The organism is Verrucomicrobiia bacterium, assembly GCA_019634625.1.
Classification (GTDB): domain Bacteria; phylum Verrucomicrobiota; class Verrucomicrobiia; order Limisphaerales; family CAIMTB01; genus CAIMTB01.
In genome coordinates, this window is record JAHCBA010000009.1 from 49,335 (window position 1) to 70,785 (window position 21,451).

Annotated in this window: 14 protein-coding genes; 7 read left to right on the forward strand and 7 right to left on the reverse strand. The window is 67.9% G+C overall.

Annotated elements, in window-relative coordinates; translation table 11 throughout:
* Positions 1–2: 2 nt before the first annotated feature.
* Together KF833_07465 and nadE are read right to left on the reverse strand one after the other, a co-directional pair.
* Positions 3–3,308, reverse strand: coding sequence for a PSD1 domain-containing protein (locus KF833_07465; GenBank protein MBX3745133.1), 3,306 nt, complete (start codon positions 3,306–3,308; stop codon positions 3–5).
* 63 nt (positions 3,309–3,371) lie between these two features.
* Positions 3,372–5,387, reverse strand: a complete 2,016-nt coding sequence (gene nadE / locus KF833_07470) for an NAD(+) synthase (protein ID MBX3745134.1) — start codon at positions 5,385–5,387, stop codon at positions 3,372–3,374.
* 137 nt (positions 5,388–5,524) lie between these two features.
* Here nadE and KF833_07475 point away from each other — a divergent pair, with 137 nt between their 5' ends.
* The 3 genes from KF833_07475 (at position 5,525) to KF833_07485 (ending at position 8,572) form a co-directional block, all read left to right on the forward strand.
* Positions 5,525–6,526: a MoxR family ATPase gene (locus KF833_07475; GenBank protein MBX3745135.1), complete on the forward strand. Its 1,002-nt coding sequence runs from the start codon at positions 5,525–5,527 to the stop codon at positions 6,524–6,526.
* Between the two features lie 131 nt (positions 6,527–6,657).
* Positions 6,658–7,566 carry a hypothetical protein gene (locus KF833_07480; GenBank protein ID MBX3745136.1) on the forward strand — a complete coding sequence of 303 codons (909 nt, stop codon included), beginning with the start codon at positions 6,658–6,660 and terminating at the stop codon, positions 7,564–7,566.
* A 187-nt stretch (positions 7,567–7,753) separates the two neighbouring features.
* Positions 7,754–8,572, forward strand: coding sequence for a metallophosphoesterase (locus tag KF833_07485; GenBank protein MBX3745137.1), 819 nt, complete (start codon positions 7,754–7,756; stop codon positions 8,570–8,572).
* 74 nt (positions 8,573–8,646) lie between these two features.
* Here the strand turns inward: KF833_07485 and KF833_07490 are convergent, their stop codons facing one another.
* The 3 genes from KF833_07490 to KF833_07500 all read right to left on the reverse strand — a co-directional run bounded on the left by KF833_07490 (position 8,647) and on the right by KF833_07500 (position 12,507).
* Complete coding sequence (locus tag KF833_07490; GenBank protein ID MBX3745138.1) at positions 8,647–9,909, reverse strand: argininosuccinate synthase; 1,263 nt, start codon at positions 9,907–9,909, stop codon at positions 8,647–8,649.
* Positions 9,910–9,995: 86 nt separating this feature from the next.
* Entirely contained in the window at positions 9,996–10,811 is an 816-nt protein-coding gene (locus KF833_07495; GenBank protein MBX3745139.1) for a sugar phosphate isomerase/epimerase, read from the reverse strand.
* A 160-nt stretch (positions 10,812–10,971) separates the two neighbouring features.
* Positions 10,972–12,507 (reverse strand): hypothetical protein, encoded by a 1,536-nt coding sequence (locus KF833_07500; protein MBX3745140.1) that lies wholly within the window; start codon positions 12,505–12,507, stop codon positions 10,972–10,974.
* A 225-nt stretch (positions 12,508–12,732) separates the two neighbouring features.
* On the opposite strand from KF833_07500, the gene KF833_07505 reads away from it, so the two are divergent.
* A complete protein-coding gene (locus KF833_07505; GenBank protein MBX3745141.1) occupies positions 12,733–13,299 on the forward strand; it encodes a 3-isopropylmalate dehydratase in 567 nt (188 codons plus the stop codon).
* 27 nt (positions 13,300–13,326) lie between these two features.
* A complete protein-coding gene (locus tag KF833_07510) occupies positions 13,327–14,241 on the forward strand; it encodes a phosphatidylserine decarboxylase (protein MBX3745142.1) in 915 nt (304 codons plus the stop codon).
* Positions 14,242–15,136: 895 nt separating this feature from the next.
* Here the strand turns inward: KF833_07510 and KF833_07515 are convergent.
* Positions 15,137–16,498: a Gfo/Idh/MocA family oxidoreductase gene (locus tag KF833_07515; protein MBX3745143.1), complete on the reverse strand. Its 1,362-nt coding sequence runs from the start codon at positions 16,496–16,498 to the stop codon at positions 15,137–15,139.
* 176 nt (positions 16,499–16,674) lie between these two features.
* Between KF833_07515 and moeB the strand changes: the two genes are divergently transcribed.
* Together moeB and KF833_07525 are read left to right on the forward strand one after the other, a co-directional pair.
* Complete coding sequence (gene moeB, locus KF833_07520) at positions 16,675–17,820, forward strand: molybdopterin-synthase adenylyltransferase MoeB (GenBank protein ID MBX3745144.1); 1,146 nt, start codon at positions 16,675–16,677, stop codon at positions 17,818–17,820.
* On the forward strand, positions 17,798–20,311 hold the full coding sequence (locus KF833_07525; GenBank protein ID MBX3745145.1) for a hypothetical protein: 2,514 nt from the start codon (positions 17,798–17,800) through the stop codon (positions 20,309–20,311). The genes moeB and KF833_07525 overlap by 23 nt, the downstream gene beginning before the upstream one ends.
* A gap of 107 nt (positions 20,312–20,418) precedes the next feature.
* On the opposite strand, the gene KF833_07530 is transcribed toward KF833_07525, so the two are convergent.
* A complete protein-coding gene (locus KF833_07530; protein ID MBX3745146.1) occupies positions 20,419–21,441 on the reverse strand; it encodes a LacI family DNA-binding transcriptional regulator in 1,023 nt (340 codons plus the stop codon).
* Between the last annotated feature and the right edge of the window lie 10 nt (positions 21,442–21,451).

Sequence of the window (21,451 nt, forward strand, 5' to 3'; positions counted from 1 at the left end):
TGTCAATCCACGAACATGGCTTCGTTGGCCATGAGCAGGACCTGACCGTAGCGTTCCCAGGGAGTCAGCGGCCGGGTGGTGCCGGAGGGACCTTCGAAATCGGCCCGGGCGTCCCAGGACGGTTCCGGGGCTCCGGATTCGGCGGCCGACAGATCCCGAAGCCGGGGGGCCCAGCGGAACGAGTCCGTGTGCTCGTCGGCGCGGCATTCCACCACGAAGTCGATGTGGTCGCCCCGGAGGACGCGGATGCCGTCGATCCCGGTCTGGGTTGAGCCCTTGTGAACGTCCCATTGGCCGAGGAGCCCGTGGCGCGAGGCGACGACGAGGGCGCGCACGCCGTCGCCGGCTTCGCCCGGGTGACGCAGAGTGCCGCGAATCTCGATCAGCCCGTCGGCGGGGGCGGTCCAGCGGCGGATGGCGGGTCCGTGAGCGGGCGAACCTGGATGTCCGCCCTCGGCGGAGAGGCTGATCCAGCCGAGGGTCGGGTCCGGCAAATCGGGGCCTCCCTGCCAGGTGGAGCCGGTGAAATGGGGCAGGGGTTGGAAGTTGCGGACCTCCTGGGCCTGGGCGTCCCAGGTGCCGTGGCCGTATTGCCAGACGGGCACCGGCTCGGCGGAGGGCGGATCGCCGGCGGCGGCGAGAAAGTGTTCCGCGAGGGCGATCTCCCCGGCGTCGGGGACGCGCTGGAAGACGACGCGATAGAGCTGGGTGACGCGTTCGGCGACGGAGCCGGCCTGGGCGACTTCGGGCCGGCGCACGAGGTGGCGGGCCTGGTCGAGGACGAAGGGACTGTTCATGAAGAACAGCGCCTGCTGGGGGACGGTGGTCTGGAAGCGTTGGGCGCTGGTGGTGTCGGGGCTGGCGAAGTCGAAGGTGCGGAAGACACCGGGGAGGTTCTGGCGTTCGACGAAGCCGTACACCGTCCGTCGCGGCTGGTAGTTCTGGGCGGCGATCTCGACCGCGTGACCGCCCATGGTCAGGTCGAGCTGGCCGCTGGCCTGGAGGAGCATGTCGCGCAGCGCCTCGAAATCGAGGCGGCGCCGGTTCTGGTGGGAGAGCAGGCGGTTGTCGGGATCCTTCACGGCGGCCTCGGGGGTGACATGACCCGACTGCTGCCAGGTGGCGGAATGCAGGATGAGCCGGTGCAGCGCCTTCATGGACCAGCCTTCGGCCACGAAGGACGCGGCCAGCCAGTCGAGGAGTTTGGGGTGGGTCGGCGGGTCGGCGCGAAGACCGAAGTCGCCTGGGGTGCGGACCAGTCCGGCGCCGAAGTGGTGGATCCAGGCACGATTGACGGCGACGCGGGCGGTGAGCGGGTTGTCGGGGCTGGCGATGGCACGGGCCAGTTCGAGGCGGCCGCTTCCCTGGGTGAACGGCTGCCGTTCCGGACCGGAAAGGAGTTCGAGGAACTGGCGGGGGACCGTGTCACCGCGATTTCCCGGGTTGCCGCGGCGAAAGACCACCGGCTCGACCGGGCGGGATTTGTCCACCAGGGCCATGGCGCGGGGCGGCGCTCCCGGATGGGTGGCCTGCAACTGCTCGACCGCACGTTGCAGGGCCCGTTGCCGCTGGCCCTCGGGGACATCGAAGAGGCGGTGCAGTTCGCCCCGGGACAGGGCGATCGGCGCGTTCTCGGAGGCGAGAAAGTCCTTCAACGAGATGTCGGCCGGATCGGTGAACAGGCGGTCGTAACGTTCGGCCACCTCCTTCAGCGAGGTGGGGGGATCCCCGGCAAAGGCCTCCACCACCGGGGCGGGATGGCCGGATGCGCCGGCCGGACTTGCAATGGCCGCGGCGACTGCGGCGGCGTCGTCGGCGAAGGATTCCGACGGAAGCGCCGCGAAGGCGAGCCATGCTGCGAAGAGCGGGTTGGGGTCCTGTCGCCAGCCTTCCACGGCCGCGATCCAGCGGTTGACCACCACCGGGCTGAGCTGGCGCGACCGGGCGATCTCCTCGCGCTTGCCGGCGTCCTCGAAGGCTGCCGCGTCGTGGGCGGCCAGAAGGTGGGTGCCGACGGTGCGCCGCAGTTTCGCGCGGTGTTCCTCCTCCTTGGAGCGGACGAACTCGTCGCGTTCCGTTTCGCGCCGGGAAAGTTCGGCGGCGAACTCGGCATGGCGGGCGGCATCGGGGATGGTGCCCAGCAGCGGTTTCTCGGCGGGTTCCTCGGACGAGGCGAAAACGCCGTAGAGGGAGTAGTAATCCGCGGTGGGGATGGGATCGTACTTGTGATCGTGGCAGCGGGCGCAGCTCACCGTGAGGGCCATGGTGCCCCGGGTCAGGACATCGATCCGGTCGTCGATGATGTCGTGCGCGTTGTTCAGGAAACGCCGGCCGAGGGTCAGGAAGCCCATCGCCGCCAGGGCGGTCCGGTCGTCTTCGGTGACCACGGCATCGGCGGCAATCTGTTCCAGAAGGAACTGGTCGTAGGGTTTGTCGTCGTTGAAGGCGCGGACGACGTAGTCCCGATAGGTGTAGGCGTAAGGGTAGCGGCGCTCCTCTTCGAACACGTACCCCTTGGTGTCGGCGTACCGGGCGACATCCAGCCAGTGGCGACCCCAGCGTTCCCCGTACCGGGGCGAGGCGAGGAGCCGGTCCACCACCTGCTCGAAGGCGTCGGGCGAGGGATCGGCTTCGAAGGCGGCCACTTCCTCGTCCGTGGGGGGCAGTCCGGTGAGGACGAAGCTGGCCCGGCGGATCAGGGTGAACCGGTCGGCCTGGGGTGCTGGGGTGAGACCGGCCTTCTCGATGCCGGCCAGGATGAAGCGGTCGATGCCGTTGCGGACCCAGGAGACGTCCGAGACCTCCGGGAGTTCCGGCGTGCGGACCGGTTGAAACGCCCAGTGCCCTGCGGCGAGCTGGGCGGGGTCGGGCAGGGCCTCTCCGTCGGTGCGGGGATCGGGGGCCCCCATGCGGACCCACGCCTCGAGGAGCGCGATGTGTTCGTCGGGCAGCTTCTTGCGCGGGGGCATGGCCAGGTCGTCGTCCTCGTGCCGAACCGCCTGGATCAACGGGCTGGCATCCGGATCGCCGGGGCGGATCGAGGGATTGCCGCTGACGCCTCCCTTCTCCCAGCCGGCTTTGGAGTCGAGCAGCAGATCGCCCCGGACCTTGTCAGCGCCCGCGCTGTGGCAGGAGTAGCAGGAATCGATCAGGAGCGGCCGGATATGGGTTTCGAAGAACTCGATGCCGTCGAGGTCCGGGCCGGCGCTCGAAGCGGGCGTCGCCAGGGGCAGGAAGGCCATCAGAACGCCGGCCAGCGGCGAGGCCGCCCGGGAGAGCAGGCGCAGGCGGGAACGGGGCGAGTCCATGGGTGCGAGTTATGCCGTGGCCGACGCCCGACGGCAACCCGGGGAATCGGGATGGGAAGGACTTCAGCCGGCCGGGGGCGGGCTGGCGATCCAGGCGCGGAGGTCTTCGAGTTCGAGTTCGAAGCCTCCGTTGAGGATGGGGAACCGGCACCAGGTCTTCGGGTCGAGGTTTTCGTCGTCGAGATGGAAGCTCGGGGCGTACCGCTCGCGCTTCCATTGGTTGCGGCACCAGAGGCGGAAGAAGCGTTCGATCCAACGGCCGAGTTGGGCCGGGTCGAGGTCGGGGAAGGCGGGCCGGACCAGCCGGAAGACCTCGATGGGCGATCGTTTGTCGCGGATGGCGGCGCGTTCGATGGCATCGAGCAGGGGGTAGGGCATCAGGTCGTCCTCATCGGTCTGGGCCCGATCGGCGGGGCGCAATTCGGCGGTGGGCGCCTGGGCATTGACGGCGGCGAGGGCGGGAACCGGTGCGAGGCCGTGGGGACCTTCGCGTTCGAGCCAGACCAGCCAATGGCGGAGCCAGGCCTTGTCGATGCCGGCGATGGGGGCGAGCCCGCCGCTGGTGTCGCCGTCCATGGTGGCATAACCCACCGCGGCCTCGCTGCGGTTGCTGGTGGAGAGGAGGAGGGCGCCCTTGACGTTGGCGAGCATCCAGGCGCCGGGGGAACGGACGCGGGCCTGGATGTTCTGCAAAGCCAGGTCGTCTTCGCCCCAGGAGAGCGGGCGGCCGAGGGCCTTGGAGACAAGGTCCACGTAGCCCGCGTGCAGGGGGCTGACATCGAACTCGTGGTGTTCGGCCCCGACCGCCTCGGCCACGGCGCGGGCGGCGGCGCGGGTGATGCGTCCGCTGTTGGCGGTCGCCTGGTACACGGTGGTGAGGAGGGCGCGGGTAAGGGCGCGTTCAAGGGCACGTTCGCGGGAATCCGCGGGGGTGTCGGCTGGCAGACCCAGCCGGGCGCGGAGGCCGTCGATGCCGAGTTCGGCGGCGCCGAAGCGGACCATGAGGCCGACGAGGCAGGCAATGGCGGCGGAGTCGGCGCCCCCGCTGAGGGAGATCACGAAGCCGCGGGAGCGGCTTTTGCGGAGATAGTCGAACAGCGCCAGCGGGACGGCGCGGGCGAACTCCTCCTCCTTGAGGCACGGCGAGGTCTCCCAGGCGGGGGCCTCGGGCGGGCGGGATTCGGGCGGGCATTCCGGCCAGGGGAAGTCGGGCACCACGATGCGTCCGGGATCGGAGCCGAGGTGGGGTTGGAAGGCGGTCCGGCGGGCCTGTTCGAGGCGGGTGAGGTCGACATCCACGACCGCGCTGGTGACGCGATGTTCGGCGTAGGAGAAGCGGGGTCCGAGGGCGACCAGGCGTCCGGCGGTGGCGATCATGGCCTCGCCGTCATAGATGGCGCGGCCGGCTTCGTTGCCGAGGAGGTTGGCGTACACGTAGCTGCAGGCGAAGGCGCGGGAGCCTTCGAGGACGAACCGCTGCCGCACCGCGATCTTGCCGAAGGCGAAGTGACTGGCGCTGGGGTTGAGAATGACATCGACCCCATGGCGGGCGAGGCGGATGCCGGGGCGGGTGGCGACCCAGGCATCCTCGCAGATTTCGAAGCCGAAGCGGACACCGCCGATGTCGAAGGCCAGGTCGCCCACGGGGACGGGTTGCCCGGCGACCAGGACGGTGTCATGGACGCCGGCCGGCCAGGGTTTGAACCAGCGGGGTTCGTAGTGGATGCCGTCGCCGGCGAGGTGCTGTTTGCCGACGAATCCCTGGAGGCGCCCATCGACGGCCAGCGCGGCGACGTTGTAGATGCCATTCCGGACGCGGAGCGGAAGGCCGAAGGAGACGACCATGCCGCGGGTGCGGGGCAGCAGATCGAGGAGGGCTTCGAGGGCGTGGTGAAGGGTGTTGGGGGACTGGAAGGTGTCCTCGCAGCCGTAGCCGGAGATGCCGAGTTCGGGGAGGCAGAGGACGGAGGCGCCCTGGGCGCGGGCCTGGTCGATGGCGGCGCCGATCCGGGCGCGGTTGCCCCGCCAGTCGAGGGGGGTCTGGTTGAGGACCGCAGCGGCGAGACGGATGAGCTTCATGGCGCCGCGGGGACTTTATCCGGGGGCGGCGGCGCGTCGAGACCCCCTTCGGCCCATCGGGTGGGCGCAAACTCCGTGTTGCAATCGGGAGCGTCGCGGAGAAGCCTCGCGGCGCTGACGCCGATCCAGTTCGCACCATGACGACATCGACCCAAGACCCGCTCGCCTCCCTTTCCCGCCTGCAGGATGCCCGCGCCGCGCTCGAGCGCGAACTGGCCAAGGTCATTGTGGGCCAGCGTGAGGTGATCGAGCAGATCCTGATTGCGATTTTCACGAGGAGCCACGCGGTGCTGGTGGGGGTGCCGGGGCTGGCGAAGACCCTGCTGGTCTCGAGTCTGGCGCGCTCGCTCCATCTGAGCTTCAAACGGATCCAGTTCACGCCGGACCTGATGCCCTCGGACATCACCGGCACCGAGGTGATCTACCAGGACCCGGTGTCCGGGGAGCGGCGGTTCAAGTTCCTGCCTGGTCCGATCTTCGCCAACGTCATTCTGGCGGACGAAATCAACCGGACGCCGCCCAAGACGCAGGCGGCGATGCTGGAGGCCATGCAGGAGCGGAAGGTGACTGCCGGGGGAACGGATTATCCGCTGCCGGACCCGTTCTTCGTGCTGGCCACGCAGAATCCACTCGAGCAGGAGGGGACCTATCCGCTGCCCGAGGCGCAACTCGACCGGTTTCTGTTCATGATCACCGTCGATTACCCCAGTTCGAGCGAGGAACTCGAGATCATGAAGCGCGGCACGACGGCATCGGAAGGTGCGCCCGAACCCGTGTTGTCGGCGGAGGAGATCATCCAGTTGCAGGCGGGCGTGCGGCGGATCCCGATCGCCGATCATGTGTACCAGTACGCCGAGACGCTGGTGCGGGTGACGCGCCCCAAGGACCCCACGGCCCTCGATCTCTGCAAGAAATGGCTGAGCTGGGGGGCGGGACCGCGTGCCAGCCTGAGCCTGGTGGTGGCGGCGCGGGCCCGGGCTCTTTTGAGAGGCGAGGACTGCGTGAGTTGCGCCGATGTGGCCGCCATCGCGCCCGCCGTCATGCGGCACCGACTGGGCCCGAATTTTGCGGCCCAGAGCGACGGCGTTTCCCCGGACGAGATCGTCCGGCAGATCATCGCGGCGATCCCGCAGCACTGACCTGGGGGCAGGGGCGCCGTGGGGCGCGGTCGCAGAAACGACGGTTCCGGGGGTGCGGGGGGCGGGCCGGGGTGGAATCCGGGATCGCGCGAGGGGAAGGGATAGGGGGAGTGGTTCCGGTCGGGTGGGCTGTGGCAGACCTCGAAGAGCGTCGGTTGCGGCGTGCGGTGAATCCGGGCGTGCCGATGTTCCGGGTCGGGGTGGTCGGGGTGGGCGAATCGCGTGATGAGCACCGCCACGCCGAGTCCGGCCATCAGTGCGGCACTGAGCTTCCAGCGGTCATGGGTGTGGAACTGGATCTCCGGCAGCAGATCGGCTGCGGCGATACAAAGGAAGGTGCCCGCACAGAAGGCCAGCGCCGCGCCCAGCCAGGCGGGGTGACCATGGGCCCAGGGACCTGCGCCCAGATGAAATGCCAGCGCTCCCAGAGGCGTCACCAGCGCGAATCCGAGGATCACCTGGCGCCGCAGCGCTGCGGGCGTCCCCCGAATCGTCATCAGGGTGGCAATGGCCAGGGCTCCGAACGGCTTGTGGAGAATCACCGCCAGGGCGGTTCCGAGCCCCAGCATCGCGCCGGCCCCGTGCTCCGTGGTTGCGGTGGCGGCGGCCAGGGCCAATCCATCGAAGACGGAGTGGAGGGACAAGCCCAGGGCGACGCCGATCCAGCCCAGGTTCCGGGCGGAGCGATCCGCCAGCGCGTGGGGGAGGCCGCAGGTTTCCGGCGGGGTGCCTTCGGCAACATCATGGTGGTGGAACGGGAGGAACCGTTGGATCAGGAACAGGGTTACGAAGCCCGCCAACGCCCAGCCCATGGCCTGATCGGATGCGGCCAGCGTGCCGATGGCATGCGGCAGGAGACCCAGCATGGCCAGGCCGAGCATGAGCCCGGAGACGAATCCGATGGCCAGTTGCAGCCGGGTATGGGTGAGCCTGATGCGGGAGGGCAGTTCGCCACCAAGCCAGGCCGCCAGGAACGCCAGCAGGCCGTAGATGGCGAGCAGGACACCCCCCGACTCCAACGCATGCGCGCCAAGCCATGACCTGTTGCTGGCACTTGCTTCACCCATGGCGGGAGTCGGGCCGGAACCGGCACCGACCCGTCCAACGTCCGTAAGTCCCAACCCTCAGGCAACAGAAATGCCGCCAAACAGGAACCGTTCTGCATGGATACGGTGGTGGGAGTTCTTCCGGCATGACGCGGCGGAACCGGCTGGATACTCTTGGCCCATGGTGCGTCGGGGTCTGTCAGAGCCGGGTGAGGGCGGGCAGGAGACGGTGCGATTGCTGGCGGTCAGCGATCTTCACCAGTCCGAGGCGCTTTACCGGCAGTTGGGGGAGGCGGTCGCGCTGCACAAGCCGGACGCCGTGGCGTTGCTCGGAGATTTCCTGGACGCGTTGGGGGTGGCATCGGGTCAGTTGTCGGTGCGGGGATGCGCGGAGGCGGTGGCGGCCCTGCCGGTGCGGGAGGTGGTGGTGGTGCGGGGCAATCACGAGGATTGGAATTATGTGGGATTCGCCGCGGCCCTCCGGGACATCGGTCGGGAGGTGGTGACCTTGCATGGGGAGGCGTGCCGGGTGGGGTCCCTGACGTTGGTGGGGTTTCCGACCCGGCTGGGGGACGAGACGGCCTTCACGCTGACGAAGGAACCGCTTCCGGGGCACATGGACGGCTGGCTGCCGCGAGTGGTGCGGCGGATCGGACCGGCGGCCCGGGTCCTGTGGCTGATGCACGAACCGCCGCTGGGCACGCCGTTGAGCATGCCTTCCGGGCCGATCGGAGGAAACGCGGAGTGGACCGAGGCGATCGAACGGTTTCAGCCATGGCTGGTGGTGTTCGGTCATGACCACGAGACGCCCGGGCGGAACGGGCACTGGCACCACGTGCTGGGTTCCACCCGGGTGGTGAATGTGGGGCAGTCGGATGGCGGGGCGCTTCACTTCACGCGGATCGACGCGACGTTCGGGCCCGGAGGGGGAGGGATACCCCGGCGAATGAGGGTGACGGGGTATCCGTGGGACCAGAGCGTCGAAGTGCCGCCTTGCTGAACGGGTCGTGCGGAGGGAGCGATGGGAAGAGGACTCGCGGAGCTCGTCCCTCCGGAAGTGAAGCGCGGGGGGGATCAGCGCTTGGTGCGGCGTTGGCGTGCGGAGGGCGATTTGCGGGCGGCATGCACCTGGGCCTGGACGCGGAGGCGCAATCCGTTGAGGCGGATGAAGCCGGTGGCGTCGCCCTGGTTGTAGGCCTGGGTGGGGTCGGCTTCCATGGTGGCGATCTGGGGGTGGTAGAGGCTGACCGGGCTGCGGCGGCCGGCGACGTGGATGCCGCCCTTGTAGAGTTTCACGCGGACGGTGCCGGTGACGTGTTTCTGGCTTTCCTCGACGAGGGCCTGGAGGGCGAGGCGCTCGGGGCTGAACCAGAAGCCGTAATAGACCAGTTCGGCGTACTTCGGGATCAGGGAGTCGCGCAGGTGCATGACCTCGCGGTCCATGGTGAGGCTTTCGAGCTGGCGATGGGCGAAGTGAAGGATGCTCCCGCCGGGGGTTTCGTACACGCCACGGCTCTTCATTCCGACGAAGCGGTTCTCGACCATGTCCACGCGTCCCACGCCGTGCCGGCCGCCGATCCTGTTGAGGGTTTTCATGACGGCGAGCGGGGAGAGGGGCTTGCCGTTGACCGCGATGCAATCGCCGCGTTCGAAGTCGAGGGTGACGAACTCGGGGCGGTCGGGGGCATCCTCGGGGAGGACGGAGAGGGTGGTGAACTTGTCGCGGTTGGAGAGGTCGCCGGCATCGAACCAGGGATCCTCGAGGATGCCGGCTTCGTAGGAGATGTGGAGGAGGTTGCGGTCCATCGAGTAGGGCTTTTTCGCGCTGGCCTGGACGGGGACATTGCGGGCGGCGCAGTACTCGATCATTTCCTGACGGCCGGGAAACTCCTCGCGGAAGCTCTCGTCGCGCCAGGGGGCGATAATCTGGAGTTCCGGGGCGAGGGCGCTGGCGGTGAGTTCGAAGCGGACCTGGTCGTTGCCCTTGCCGGTGGCGCCGTGGGCGATGGCGTCGGCGTTCTCGAGGCGGGCGATTTCGATCATGCGCTTGGCGATGAGCGGGCGGGCGATCGAGGTGCCGAGGAAGTACTGGCCCTCGTACACGGCTCCGGCGCGGAACATGGGGAAGATGAAGTCGGCGGCGAACTCCTCCTGGAGATCGTCGATGTAGATCTTCGAGGCGCCGGTTTTGCGGGCCTTGCGGTCGAGGCCCTTGAGTTCCTCCTCCTGTCCGATGTTGGCGCAGAAGGCGATCATCTCGGCGTCGTAGGTCTCCTTGATCCAGGAGAGGAGGACGGAGGTGTCGAGGCCGCCGGAGTACGCGAGGACGATTTTCATGCCGTGAAAAGCCGGCGCCCAGTCAACGCGAAGCGGACCGGGCGCGGAAGGAGATTTGCGGAGATGCCGGGGAATTTCGGGCGGGATCACCGTCCGTGGCGGGTCACGAAGGCCCTGGCCTGGGCGACGAACTCGTCGGGGTTGCGGGCGAAATCGTTGCTGTCGGTTTCGATGGCGAGGATGCCCGGCCACCGGGTGCGGCGCAGTTCGGCGAGGAGATTCTCGAGGCGACCCTGTCCCTGGCCGATGTGGGTGTCGAAGGCCACGTCGTCGCCCTGGGTTTTCTCGACCCGTTTGTCCTTGAGATGGATGTCGAAGACCCGTCCGGCGTAGTCCTGAAAGACCTTGGTGGGGTCCATGCCGGTGGAGGCAATCCAGCCGGTGTCCAGGCAGACGCCCATGCGGGGGTCGCGGTGTTTGAGGAGGGCACGGACGACGGCGGGGTTGCCGTACAGGGAGCGGATGCCGTGGTTATGGATGGCGATCTTGATGTCGTATTCCTTCACCAGTTCCTCGAGGAGATCGAGGATCTTGAAATCGTTGGGTTCGACGACGATGACCTCGATGCCGAGGGACCTGGCGAACTCGAAGAGCCTCCGGTTTTCGTTCTGGTCGAGGGAGGTGCCGGCAACGCCGAAGGTGTACACGCGGAGGCCGGCGGCATCGAGGACGGCCTTTTTCCGCCGGGTTTCCTCGGCGGGGGCTTTTGGGTCCATGTGTTTGCCGATCATCTGGAGGTGCCGGATGCCGTGCTTCTTTGCGAACTCGACCACCTGGTCGAACTCCATGTTGCGCAGGGTCCAGGTCTGGAGACCGAGTTGACCGGTGAGGTCGGCGGCCGGGGCGTTCAGGGCCAGGGACGTGGCCAGGAGCCCCAAGGCGAGGCGTGCAAGGGATTTCATGGGGTGGATGAGTTGGGAAGCGTGATGGGAGGGGGAATGAAGCCGGGGCCAGGCGCGATTGGCAATCCCCGGGTGCCGGTTCCAAACCGTCGGGGGAAGGAAGCGCGAGGAAGATCGCAGCCCTCCGGATTCACCTGTCCGGTTGACCCTTCCGACGAATTCAGCCGCGACCCCAGGTGAGGGCTCCGAGGACGCCGAGGAGACCCAGAACGCCCAGGGCGATCACGGGGATGCGGGGCATTTCGCCGTCTTTTTCCATGCCCCGTCCGAAGAGGAAGAACACGAGGGGATGAACGAGGAAGGGCATGGCAAAGACGAAGGCGATCAGGCTGGCGGCGTGGGGTCCGGCCATGCCGCCCTGAATGGCGGCGAACAGGCCGAAGTGGGAGATGGAGGAACTCTTGGCCATGAGTGCATTTTCCAGGGTCAGTCCGGAGAGGCAAAGGGCGAGCATGCCGCCGAAGACGGCGCACAACTGCCAGCCGAAGGAGAACTGCATGAGGGCGCGGACCTCGCAGGAATCGTCGCCTCGGGCATGGCGGAGGTTGCGCAGGGACCAGGCGGTCAAGGCCACCCCGACGGCGGCGACACTGATGGCCGGGACCCAGGTGAGGGCACCGCGTTCAATGCTGACGGCCAGGATGGAGAAGACGAACACATGGCCGAAAAAGGGGATGTTGATCATGATTGGGGCCCGTTTGGCCGCGGACTCACCGAGGTCCCCGGCGGTGCAGGCACCCGTCAGGCCGGCATGCGACAGCGAGCCCGCCATGCCGGGGCCGAGGTTGCGGACGGCGGCGGTCCCACCGAACAGCATGAGGAGGGCCATGCCTCCGAACATCCAGAACACCTGTCCGAAGAAGCCATATGCCAGAACGGCGTTCATTCCGGTGAGAGCGAAGGCTTCGCCGATTCTGGATCCACCGATGACGAAGTTGGCCGCCAGGACCACGGGGATGCCGGCGAAGAGGAGGCATCTCAAGGCAGGGCCATGGAGCCAGCGGGGAAAGAGGAGTCCCAGGCCTGAGGCGAGGAGCATGACGAAGAAGATCTGGGGCAGGGCCACCGTGGGTTTCGCCCACGAGGCCAGTTGGTAGCCCGCCCATAGAACGGCCACCACGGCAGACATCTCCACCAGACCCTTGCGGAGATAGAGGCTCTTGTTGGCGATGGTGGCTTTGTGATCGATGAGAATGACGGCGATGATCAGGCCCATGTAGGCCATGAGGGGGTAGTAACGGGCCAGGGCCGTGTCCGGCACGGTGCCCTGGAGGAGGCGGGTGAGGGATTCCAGACCGAGGAGCAGGAAGAAGGCGCGCACGATGAACACCACCTGGGTACGGGCGGTGCCGAAGAACACTTCTTCCATGGCGTACACCACACTTTGGTCGGGGAGGGAAGGGGTTCCGAAGAGGATCCGCCGCAATTCCTGGCCTCCCACGAAGAACGAGGCTGCCAGGGCAATGATCGTCGCCTGGGCGATGACGCCCAGCATGGGGTAATCCCGCAGGCCGGGTTCCGAGACGCTGGTTGCCACCAGGAGGTAGCCCATGCCCAGGCCGAACACCACGATGATGAGGATGGCGGAGTAGCGGGTTCCCGCGACGACGGCTCGGGCCACCAGGACGAGCGGCACCACGAAGAAGAGCGTCAGCCAGAACTGGCTGAAGAGGTGCTGGTGGATGACCTCCTGCATCCACTGAGGCTGGCTGTGGGGGTCGGGCATGGGCGTATCGTGGGGTGGAGTCAGGCTGATGGGGTGCCCTGGTGGGGTCAATCCGGAGGTGGCGGCGGCAGGACGACGACCCTTGGGAGGGGGGGAGGGACCGTTGCACCTCCCGACAATCCGGAGATGCGCCCGCTCCTCAACCCCGCAGAAATCCCGTTGAACCCTCCGCCCCCGGTGTCCCACATTCCCACCATGCAGAGCGTCTTCACCGGACCCGTATATGTCGTCCGGGACAACATCGACACCGACCAGATCATCCCGGCGCAGTTCCTGAACCTCGTCCCCACCATCCCCGAGGAGTACGAGAAACTCGGCGCCTATGCCCTCTGGGGCCTGCCGGATTCCCTCTATCCGACCCGCTTCGTCCCTGAAGGCAGCACCAAGACCTCATATCCCATTGTCATCGCCGGCCGTAATTTCGGGTGCGGCAGCTCCCGCGAACACGCCCCCATCGCCCTCGGCGCCAGCGACTGCCAGGCGGTCGTCGCCGAAAGCTTCGCCCGCATCTTCTTCCGCAACTGCATCGCCACCGGCGAACTTTATCCCGTCGAAGCCCCCGACCGCCTGTGCGACCGGTTCCGAACCGGCGACATCGCCACTGTGGACATCGATGCCAACACCATCCGCCATCACGGCACCGGACAGGTGTTCGCCCTCAAGACCCTCGGTGAGGTCCGCCCGGTCATCGATGCCGGAGGCATTTTCAACTACGCCCGCCAGACCGGCATGATGCCCCAGGCCGGCACGCCCGCCGCCTGAACCCGGGGGCAAGCCGGCTCCCTGCCTGTGGCCGCACCCTCCCCACCCGTCCGCTTCCGCAACCGCTACTCCGGACGGATCGAGACCGAGGCCATCTACGGCGAAGGCTGGCTCCGCTGGGCCTACGAATCCCCCGTCGGCCGGCTCGCCCTCCGCGCCTTCGTCATCCGCCCCTGGTTCTCCCGCTGGTACGGCTGGCGGATGGATCGACCCGCCAGCCGTTCGCGCATCGCCCCCTTCCTCCACCGCTACGCACTCGACCCTGCGGAATTCGCCGATCCCCCGGACTCCTTCCGCACCTTCAATGAGTTCTTCCACCGCCGGCTCCGCCCCGAAGCCCGCCCCGTCGATCCCCACCCCGATGCGGCGGTCTTTCCCGCCGACGGACGGCACCTCGGCTGGTCCAGCCTCTCCGCCGCCGACCGCTTCTATGTCAAGGGACAGCGGTTCGATCTGGACAGCTTCCTCGACGACCCCGCCCTGAGCCGGACATTCCAGGGCGGACCCGCCGTGTTCTCGCGCCTTTGCCCCACCGACTACCATCGGTTTCACTTCCCCGTCGCCGGAATCCCCTCGTCCCCACGCCTCCTCAAGGGCCCGCTCGCCTCGGTCAATCCCATTGCCCTTCGCCAACGTCTTGCCTGGCTTTGGACCAACCGCCGCTGGCAGATCCTCCTCCACACCGACGCCTTCGGTCCCGTCCTCGTGGCCCCCGTGGGCGCCACCAACGTCGGCAGCGCCGTCTTCGGATACCCGCCGGAAATCCCCGCCGCCAAGGGCGCCGAAATCGGCTGCTTCCGGTTCGGCGCCTCCGCCATCCTGACGCTGTTCGCCCCGGGGCGGGTCCGGCTTGCCGGGGACCTCCTCGACGCCACCCGCGAGGGTCTCGAATTGTACGCCCACGTCGGCGACCGCCTTGGTCTTCGAATCCGCGGGGGCTGATACGGATGCGGGTTGGTGGGGTGGGGTGGTTTGGAAGGCACACGCTGAAGCGTGTACACCCAACGGTCTTGGGAGGGCGGGTCGTGGGGGGCGGTTCGTTTGGTGTACACGCTTTAGCGTGTCGGGGTGGTTTGGAAGGCACACGCTGAAGCGTGTACACCCAACGGTCTTGGGAGGGCGGGACGTGGAGGGGCGGTTCGTTTGGTGTGCACGCTTTAGCGTGTCGGGGTGGTTTGGGGGGCACACGCTGAAGCGTGTACACCCCAACGGTCTTGGGAGGGCGGGACGTGGAGGGGCGGTTCGTTTGGTGTACACGCTTTAGCGTGTCGGGGTGGTTTGGAAGGCACACGCTGAAGCGTGTACACCCAACGGTCTTGGGGGGGCGGGACGTGGGGGGCGGTTGGTTTGTGGGCACGCTTTAGCGTGTCGGGGTGGTTTGGGGGGCACACGCTGAAGCGTGTACACCCAACGGTCTTGGGAGGGCGGGACGTGGGGGCGGTTCGTTTGGTGTGCACGCTTTAGCGTGTCGGGGTGGTTTGGAAGGCACACGCTGAAGCGTGTACACCCAACGGTCTTGGGAGGGCGGGACGTGGAGGCGGTTCGTTTGGTGTACACGCTTTAGCGTGTCGGGGTGGTTTGGAAGGCACACGCTGAAGCGTGTACACCCAGCAGTCTTGGGAGGGCGGGACGTCGAGGGGCGGTTCGTTTGGTGTGCACGCTTTAGCGTGTCGGGGTGGTTTGGGGGGCACACGCTGAAGCGTGTACACCCAACGGTCTTGGGAGGGCGGGGAGTCAGGAGCGAGCGGCGCCATCGCTTAAGTCCATGCAGGAAAGGAAAAGGCCCGACCGGTGGGGACCGATCGGGCCTGGGGTGGGTGGGGGTCGGGATGGGGCGTCAGCCGGCGATTTTCCAGCCGGGGCGGTATTCGCGCTTGATGAACTTCTGGGCGGCGGGGTTGCCCTTGACGAGGAGGCGCTCGCTGTCCCACTCGATGCGGCCTCCGGCCTGCATGGCGACGTTGCCCAGGAGGATGGACTCGGTCATGTCGCAGGAGAACTCGAAGTCCGCGTAAGGGGCGGGTCCGCCCTTGATGGCGGCGACCCATTCCTCCTTCATGCCGAGGTCGTCGCGTCCGTTGCGGGGGATGGTGGGGGTGGGTGGTTCCCAGTCTTCGAAGTCCTTCTCGGGCAGGAGCACCCACTGCGAGCCGTAATCGTTGGGCGAGTAGAGGATGCCTTTGTCGCCGACGAGGAGGGAGCCGGAACCGGGCGGGTTGTTGCCGTGGAAGAGTTCCATGGGCGGGAGGTTCTTGTCGCCGTTGGGCAGTTTGCCTTCGTACCACTTGAGGGTGACCGGGGGCAGGTTGCCGCGGGCGGGGAACTCATAGACGACGGTGGCCCAGCCGGGGAAGGTTTCGGGATTGAGCGCTTCGTTCTGGGCGACGACGAGTGACGGGACGGTCAGTTTGAGGGCGCGGAAGGCAAGGTTGGCGGTATGACAGGCCATGTCGCCGAGGGCGCCGGTTCCGAAGTCCCACCAACCGCGCCAGTTGAAGGGATGGTAGGCACGGTGGTAGGGGCGCATGGCGGAGGGCCCGATGAACTGTTCCCAGTGGATGTGGGCAGGGACCGGCATGGCGTTGGCGGGGCGGGCCACGATGGTGGGGGATTGGGGCCAGACGGGGCGGTTGGTCCAGACGTGGGCCTCACGGACGGTGCCGATGACGCCGGCCTGGATGGCCTCGACGCCGCGGCGGAGGCCGTCGGCGGCGGAGCCCTGGTTGCCCATCTGGGTGGAGACACCGTACTTGCGGACAAGGGTGCGCAGGTGGCGGGCCTCCCACGGGGTGTGGGTGAGGGGCTTCTGCACGTACACGTGGATCTTGCGGATGATGGCCTCGGCGGCGGCGTGGGCGTGGGTGTGGTCCGGGGTCGAAATGGTGACCGCATCGATGCCGCTGCCCATCTTGTCGAACATCTCGCGGAAGTCGTGGAACTTCTTCGCGGACGGCCATTTCTGGGCCTTGGTTTCGAGGGAGCGATCATCGCAGTCGCAGAGGGCGACGACATCGCCGAGCGAGCCCGCCTGGTCGATGTCGCTGGAACCCTTCCCGCCGACGCCGATGCCGGCCATCCGGAGGCGTTCATTGGCGCCCCAGACGCGGCTGGGGACGAAGTTGAAGGCGAACGCGGTCGCGGCGGTGGTTCCGACGAGAAAGTCGCGCCTGGTGAAGTTTTTTGTCCAGGTAGGTTTCATGGATTCGGGATTAGAGCTCTGGGTCCGTGCGCAAGCATCCGGCAGAGCAGGGGCACCGCGCAATCGGAAAGCCGCGGAAGCGGTCCGAGCACGGATCGGGACGCGATTCCGGCGGCTTGCTTTGAGGACGGCGGAACGTAGGCTCGCCGGTCCGGACTGCGGGTCCGGGCCATGTTATGCAACTGTCGAACGACGAGATCCGCCGGTATTCGCGCCACCTGATTCTGCCCGAGGTGGGGATGGCGGGGCAGAAGAAGATCTGTTCCACCAGCGTGTTGTGTGTGGGGGCGGGCGGGCTGGGATCTCCGATTGCGATGTACCTGGCGGCGGCGGGGATCGGGCGGCTGGGCCTGGTGGATTTTGACAACGTGGATTTCTCGAACCTGCAGCGTCAGTTGCTGCACGGCACGAGCGATGTGGGCCGGTCGAAGGCGGAGTCCGCGCGGGACACCATTCAGGAGTTGAACCCGAACGTCGAGGTGACGCTGCACACGACGCGGCTTTCGAGCGAGAACGCCCTCGAGATCCTCGGGCAGTACGACATCGTGGTGGACGGCACGGACAATTTCCCGACGCGGTACCTGACCAACGATGCGTGCGTGCTGCTGAGGAAGCCGAACGTGTACGGCTCGATCTTCCGGTTCGAGGGACAGGCGAGTGTGTTTGCGCCGCACCTGGGAGGGCCCTGTTACCGGTGCCTGTATCCCGAGCCGCCGCCGCCGGGGATGGTGCCGAGTTGCGCGGAGGGCGGGGTGCTGGGGGTGTTGCCCGGGATCATCGGGTGCATCCAGGCGACGGAGATCCTGAAGCTGGCGTTGGGGAAGGGGAGTTCGTTGATCGGGCGGCTGCTGTTGTTCAACGCGCTGGACATGAAGTTCAAGGAACTGCGTCTCCGCCGCGATCCGCAGTGTCCGCTGTGCGGGGAGCGCCCGACGATCCACCAGTTGATCGACTACGAGCAGTTCTGCGGGGTGATGCCGGAGGCTGCGCCGGAGGACAACCCGGACGAGGTGTCGGTCGAGGAGATGAAGCGGGCCCTGGAGGACCCGTCCCTGGGCATCCGGGTGGTGGACATCCGGGAGGCGGACGAGCACCAGATTGCCCGGATTGCCGGGGTTCCGTTGGTGCCGTTGAGCGTGTTGCCGCAGCGTTTCACCGAGTTGGACCCGAACCAGCGGATCTACCTGCACTGCAAGAGCGGGGTGCGGTCGTTGAAGGCCCTGAGGTTTCTGCGCGAACAGGGGTTCAAGTACGTGAAGAGCGTCAAGGGCGGCATCGCCGCCTGGTCCGACCGTATCGATGCCAGCGTCCCCAAGTACTGAACGGGCGGGCGAAACGCTCCGGCGTCCGTCCGTCCGGGTGACGGGCGGGGGCGGGCGCCGGTCTGGCGCCCTGGGGGCGGTGATCGGGTTGGGGTTGGGCATCGGGCTGGCGATCGGGATGACGGCGGGGACGGCCATGGCGCAGCCCCAGCGGTGGGCGGCGTGGTCCTTCGAGGGGGGGGAACTGGCCGCGGAAGACGGGACGAAGCCGCTGAGCCACACGGCGGGCGAGCGTGTGCCGGGGGTTCTCGGAGACGGGGTCCGGTTCGGGGAGGGTGGCGGCGCGCTGGTGTATCCGGTTTCGGGCCGGCGCGGACGGTCCGCGGTGGATCCGGTACGAATGGGGGTGCGGTTGTGGTATCGACCCGATTGGAGCAGTGCGGGGCCGGGGGGCGGGCAGGGGCCGGGGGCGTGGGCGACGCTGCTGGCCATCGGCGATCGGGAGGGCCATCCGCAGGATGGCTGGTGGGAACTGGCGATCGCGCCGGAGGGGGATCGGCTGGTATTCCGAAGCGGGTCGGGCCCGCGCCAGACGTATGCGATCGAGAGCGGGCCGGTGACCTTTCGAGCGGGGCAATGGGCGGAGGTGGCATGGAATGTCTTTCCGGGTCGGGTGCGGGGCTTCGTGGAGGGGCGGATGATCCTGAACGATGTGCCGGCGCGGGTGCCGGGACCGGGGGCGGGGGCGATGCGGGCGGGGATGGCGGTGGGCGGACTGCCGGATGGCCGGCAGGGGGCGCGGGGCACGCTCGACGAGGTGGCGTTGTTTGATGGCGGGGTGGACCGGGTGGAGTTGTGGAAGCGCAACCGGGTTTTGAGCGTTGTGCCCCTGGAGGAGGATTCGGGGTTGCGACTGGCATGGCGGCTGGATCCGGCGGTGGAGATCGAGGTCCGGCGGACGGTTTCGGGAGTGAGCAACTGGGTGACGGTGGGGCGGGTGGAGCGGGCGGACACATGGGAGGATCGGGCCCTGGAGGCGGGGCGGTTGTACGAGTACCAGCTTTGGACCAACGGGCGTCCGTCGCGGTTGGATGCGACGGCGGGCGTGGGATTGCCGGCCGTGGAGGATCGCGGACAGGTGGCCGTCCTGGTGGACGAGACGGTGGCGGGGGATCTGGATGCCGAATTACGGCGGCTGGAACGGGACTTGATGGCGGATGGCTGGCGGGTGTGGCGCCGTGAGGTGCCGCGTCATGACGATCGGGAGTGGCTGGCCAACACCAACGCGATTGTCCGCATCCGGTCGATGCTGCAGGACGCTTGGCGGGCGAGCGGGGGGGAACTGCGTTGTGTGTACCTGATCGGGCACGTGGCGATTCCGTATGCGGGCATGGAGGCGGAGGACACCCATACCGGGCGGGGCAACAACCATCTGGGTGCCTGGCCGTCGGACCATTACTACGGGGACATGGATGGGATCTGGCACGACCGGATGGAGTATCCGGCGCACCTGGCGCCGCCCCGGTTCGGGATCACGCGGAACGTGCCTGGCGACGGCAAGTTCGACATGGCGTGGGTGCCGCCGAACGAGGCTGGGGACACCCGGCTGGAACTGGCGTTCGGGCGGGTGGATTTCGCGGGGATGCCGGCCTTCGGTCGGGGACGGAGCGCGGAGGTGGCGCTGCTGCGTCAGTATCTGGACAAGGCGCACCGGTACCGGCAGGGGGGCATGCCCTTCGAACCGCGGGCGGTGGTGGGGGCGTACTTCGAAAATTACACGGACATGGCGATGCTGGGCAGCGCCTATCGGACGGGGAGCCGGTTGTATGGGCTCGACCCGGCGGTGCTGGGGGAGGGGGATCTGTTTGCGTTGGGGGACGGACGCACGGCGGCATGGGGATTTCAGTCGGGGGCGGGTGCGATCGACCGCATTCGGGACAACTGGCCCGGGATGGTGACGACGGCCCGCCTCACCGAGCCGCGGCATCAGGCGCGGGTGGCCTTCTCGATGTTGATGGGGTCGTGGTTTGGCGATTGGGCGGCGGGCGAGAACAACCTGTTGCGGGCGATCATCGCGTCGCGGGACCACGGGTTGGCGACGTTCTGGGTGCGGTATGCCGAGTGGCGGTTCGATCCGCTGGCGCGGGGCGGGACCCTGGGGGATGCCCAGTTGGAGACGGCCAACCGGCATCTGGTGTACCGGGATCCGAACCGGGGGACGACGCGGACGCTGACCATCCTGGGGGATCCGACCTTGCGTCTGCACGTGACGGCGCCGCCCGGGCGGGTGCGGGGTCAACGCCGGGGGGAATCGGTGGAGCTTCAGTGGGCGGCGTCGCCGGATGCGGCGGAGGGCTACCGGGTCCATCGGTCCATGGATCCCGGGGGACGCGGCTGGGAACGGGTGGCGGAATTGGGGAGGAACGAGAGGCGCTTTCGCGATGACGCGGGGCCGGTTGGGGCGGTGTACCTGGTGCGGGCGGCGCAGCGCATGGCCACGGCCAGCGGTTCGTACACGAATCTGAGCCAGGGGATGTTCTGGCCGGAGTGAGAGTGGGCGCCGCGATTCCGGAGGGACGAGCTCCGCGGGTCCGCATCCCATCGCTCCACATCCTTGCGGCCTTGTGGAACCCGGCCCTCGGGATTGCGGTTTTCGGTTCAGATCATGGGATTGACGGAGGGGGGGGCGGTGCTTCGGCGGATGAGGAGTTCGGCGCGGAGGGTCTGGCTTTGGGCGGGTTCGCCCTGGAGCCGTTTGCGGAGGAGTTCCATGGCGACGATGCCGAGGCGGAACTTGGGTTCGCGGAGGGTGGTGAGGGGGACGCGGGCGTGTTCGGCCGTGAGGATGTTGCCGAAGCCGGCGACGGAGACGTCGTCGGGGATGCGGACGCCCTGCGAGGCGAGGGCATTGAGGGCACCGATGGCGACGAGGTCATTGACGGCCTGGATGGCGGTGACGCCCGGGCTTTCGCGGATGAGTTCGAGGGCGGCCTGGAAGCCTGCTTCGAGGGTGGTGCCGGCGGGGAAGATCAGGCGGTCATCGGGTTCGATGCCGGCATCGCGGAGGGCGCGGCGGTGGCCTTCGAGGCGGGCCTGGGCGGAGGGCGAGACGCTGTGGCCGGCGAGGAAGGCGATGCGGCGATGTCCGAGCTGGAGCAGGTGCTGGGTGAGTTCGCGGCTGGCGGCAAGTTCGTCGATGGCGACACGGAGGAAGCCTTGGGCGAAGTCGGGCGGGGCGCCGAGGAGGACGAGGGGGATGTTCAGGCGCTGGAGTTCGGCGTAGATGGTGGGGGGATGGCCGAGGCGGGGGACGGGCATGACGAGGAGGCCTTCGACGCGGCGGGCGAGGAGGCGTCGGAGGACCCATTCCTCGCGGTCGGGTTTCTCGAGGGTATGGGCGAGGAAGAGGTCGTAGCCGAGTTCGAAGGCGCGATCCTCGATGGCCATGACAAGGCGGGCATGGACGGGGTTGACGACGCCGGGCAGGACGAGGCCGAGGAGGCGGGTGGCGCGGGTGCGGAGGCCGGCGGCCATGGCATGGGGGACGTACCCCATTTCCTGGGCGAGGGCGCGGACGCGTGCCTTGGTGGCGGCGGAGATGTCGCGGGCATTTCGCAGCACCTTGGACACCGTCATGATCGAAACGCCGGCGCGTTCGGCGATGTCTTTGAGTCGAACCATGGGAAGGGAG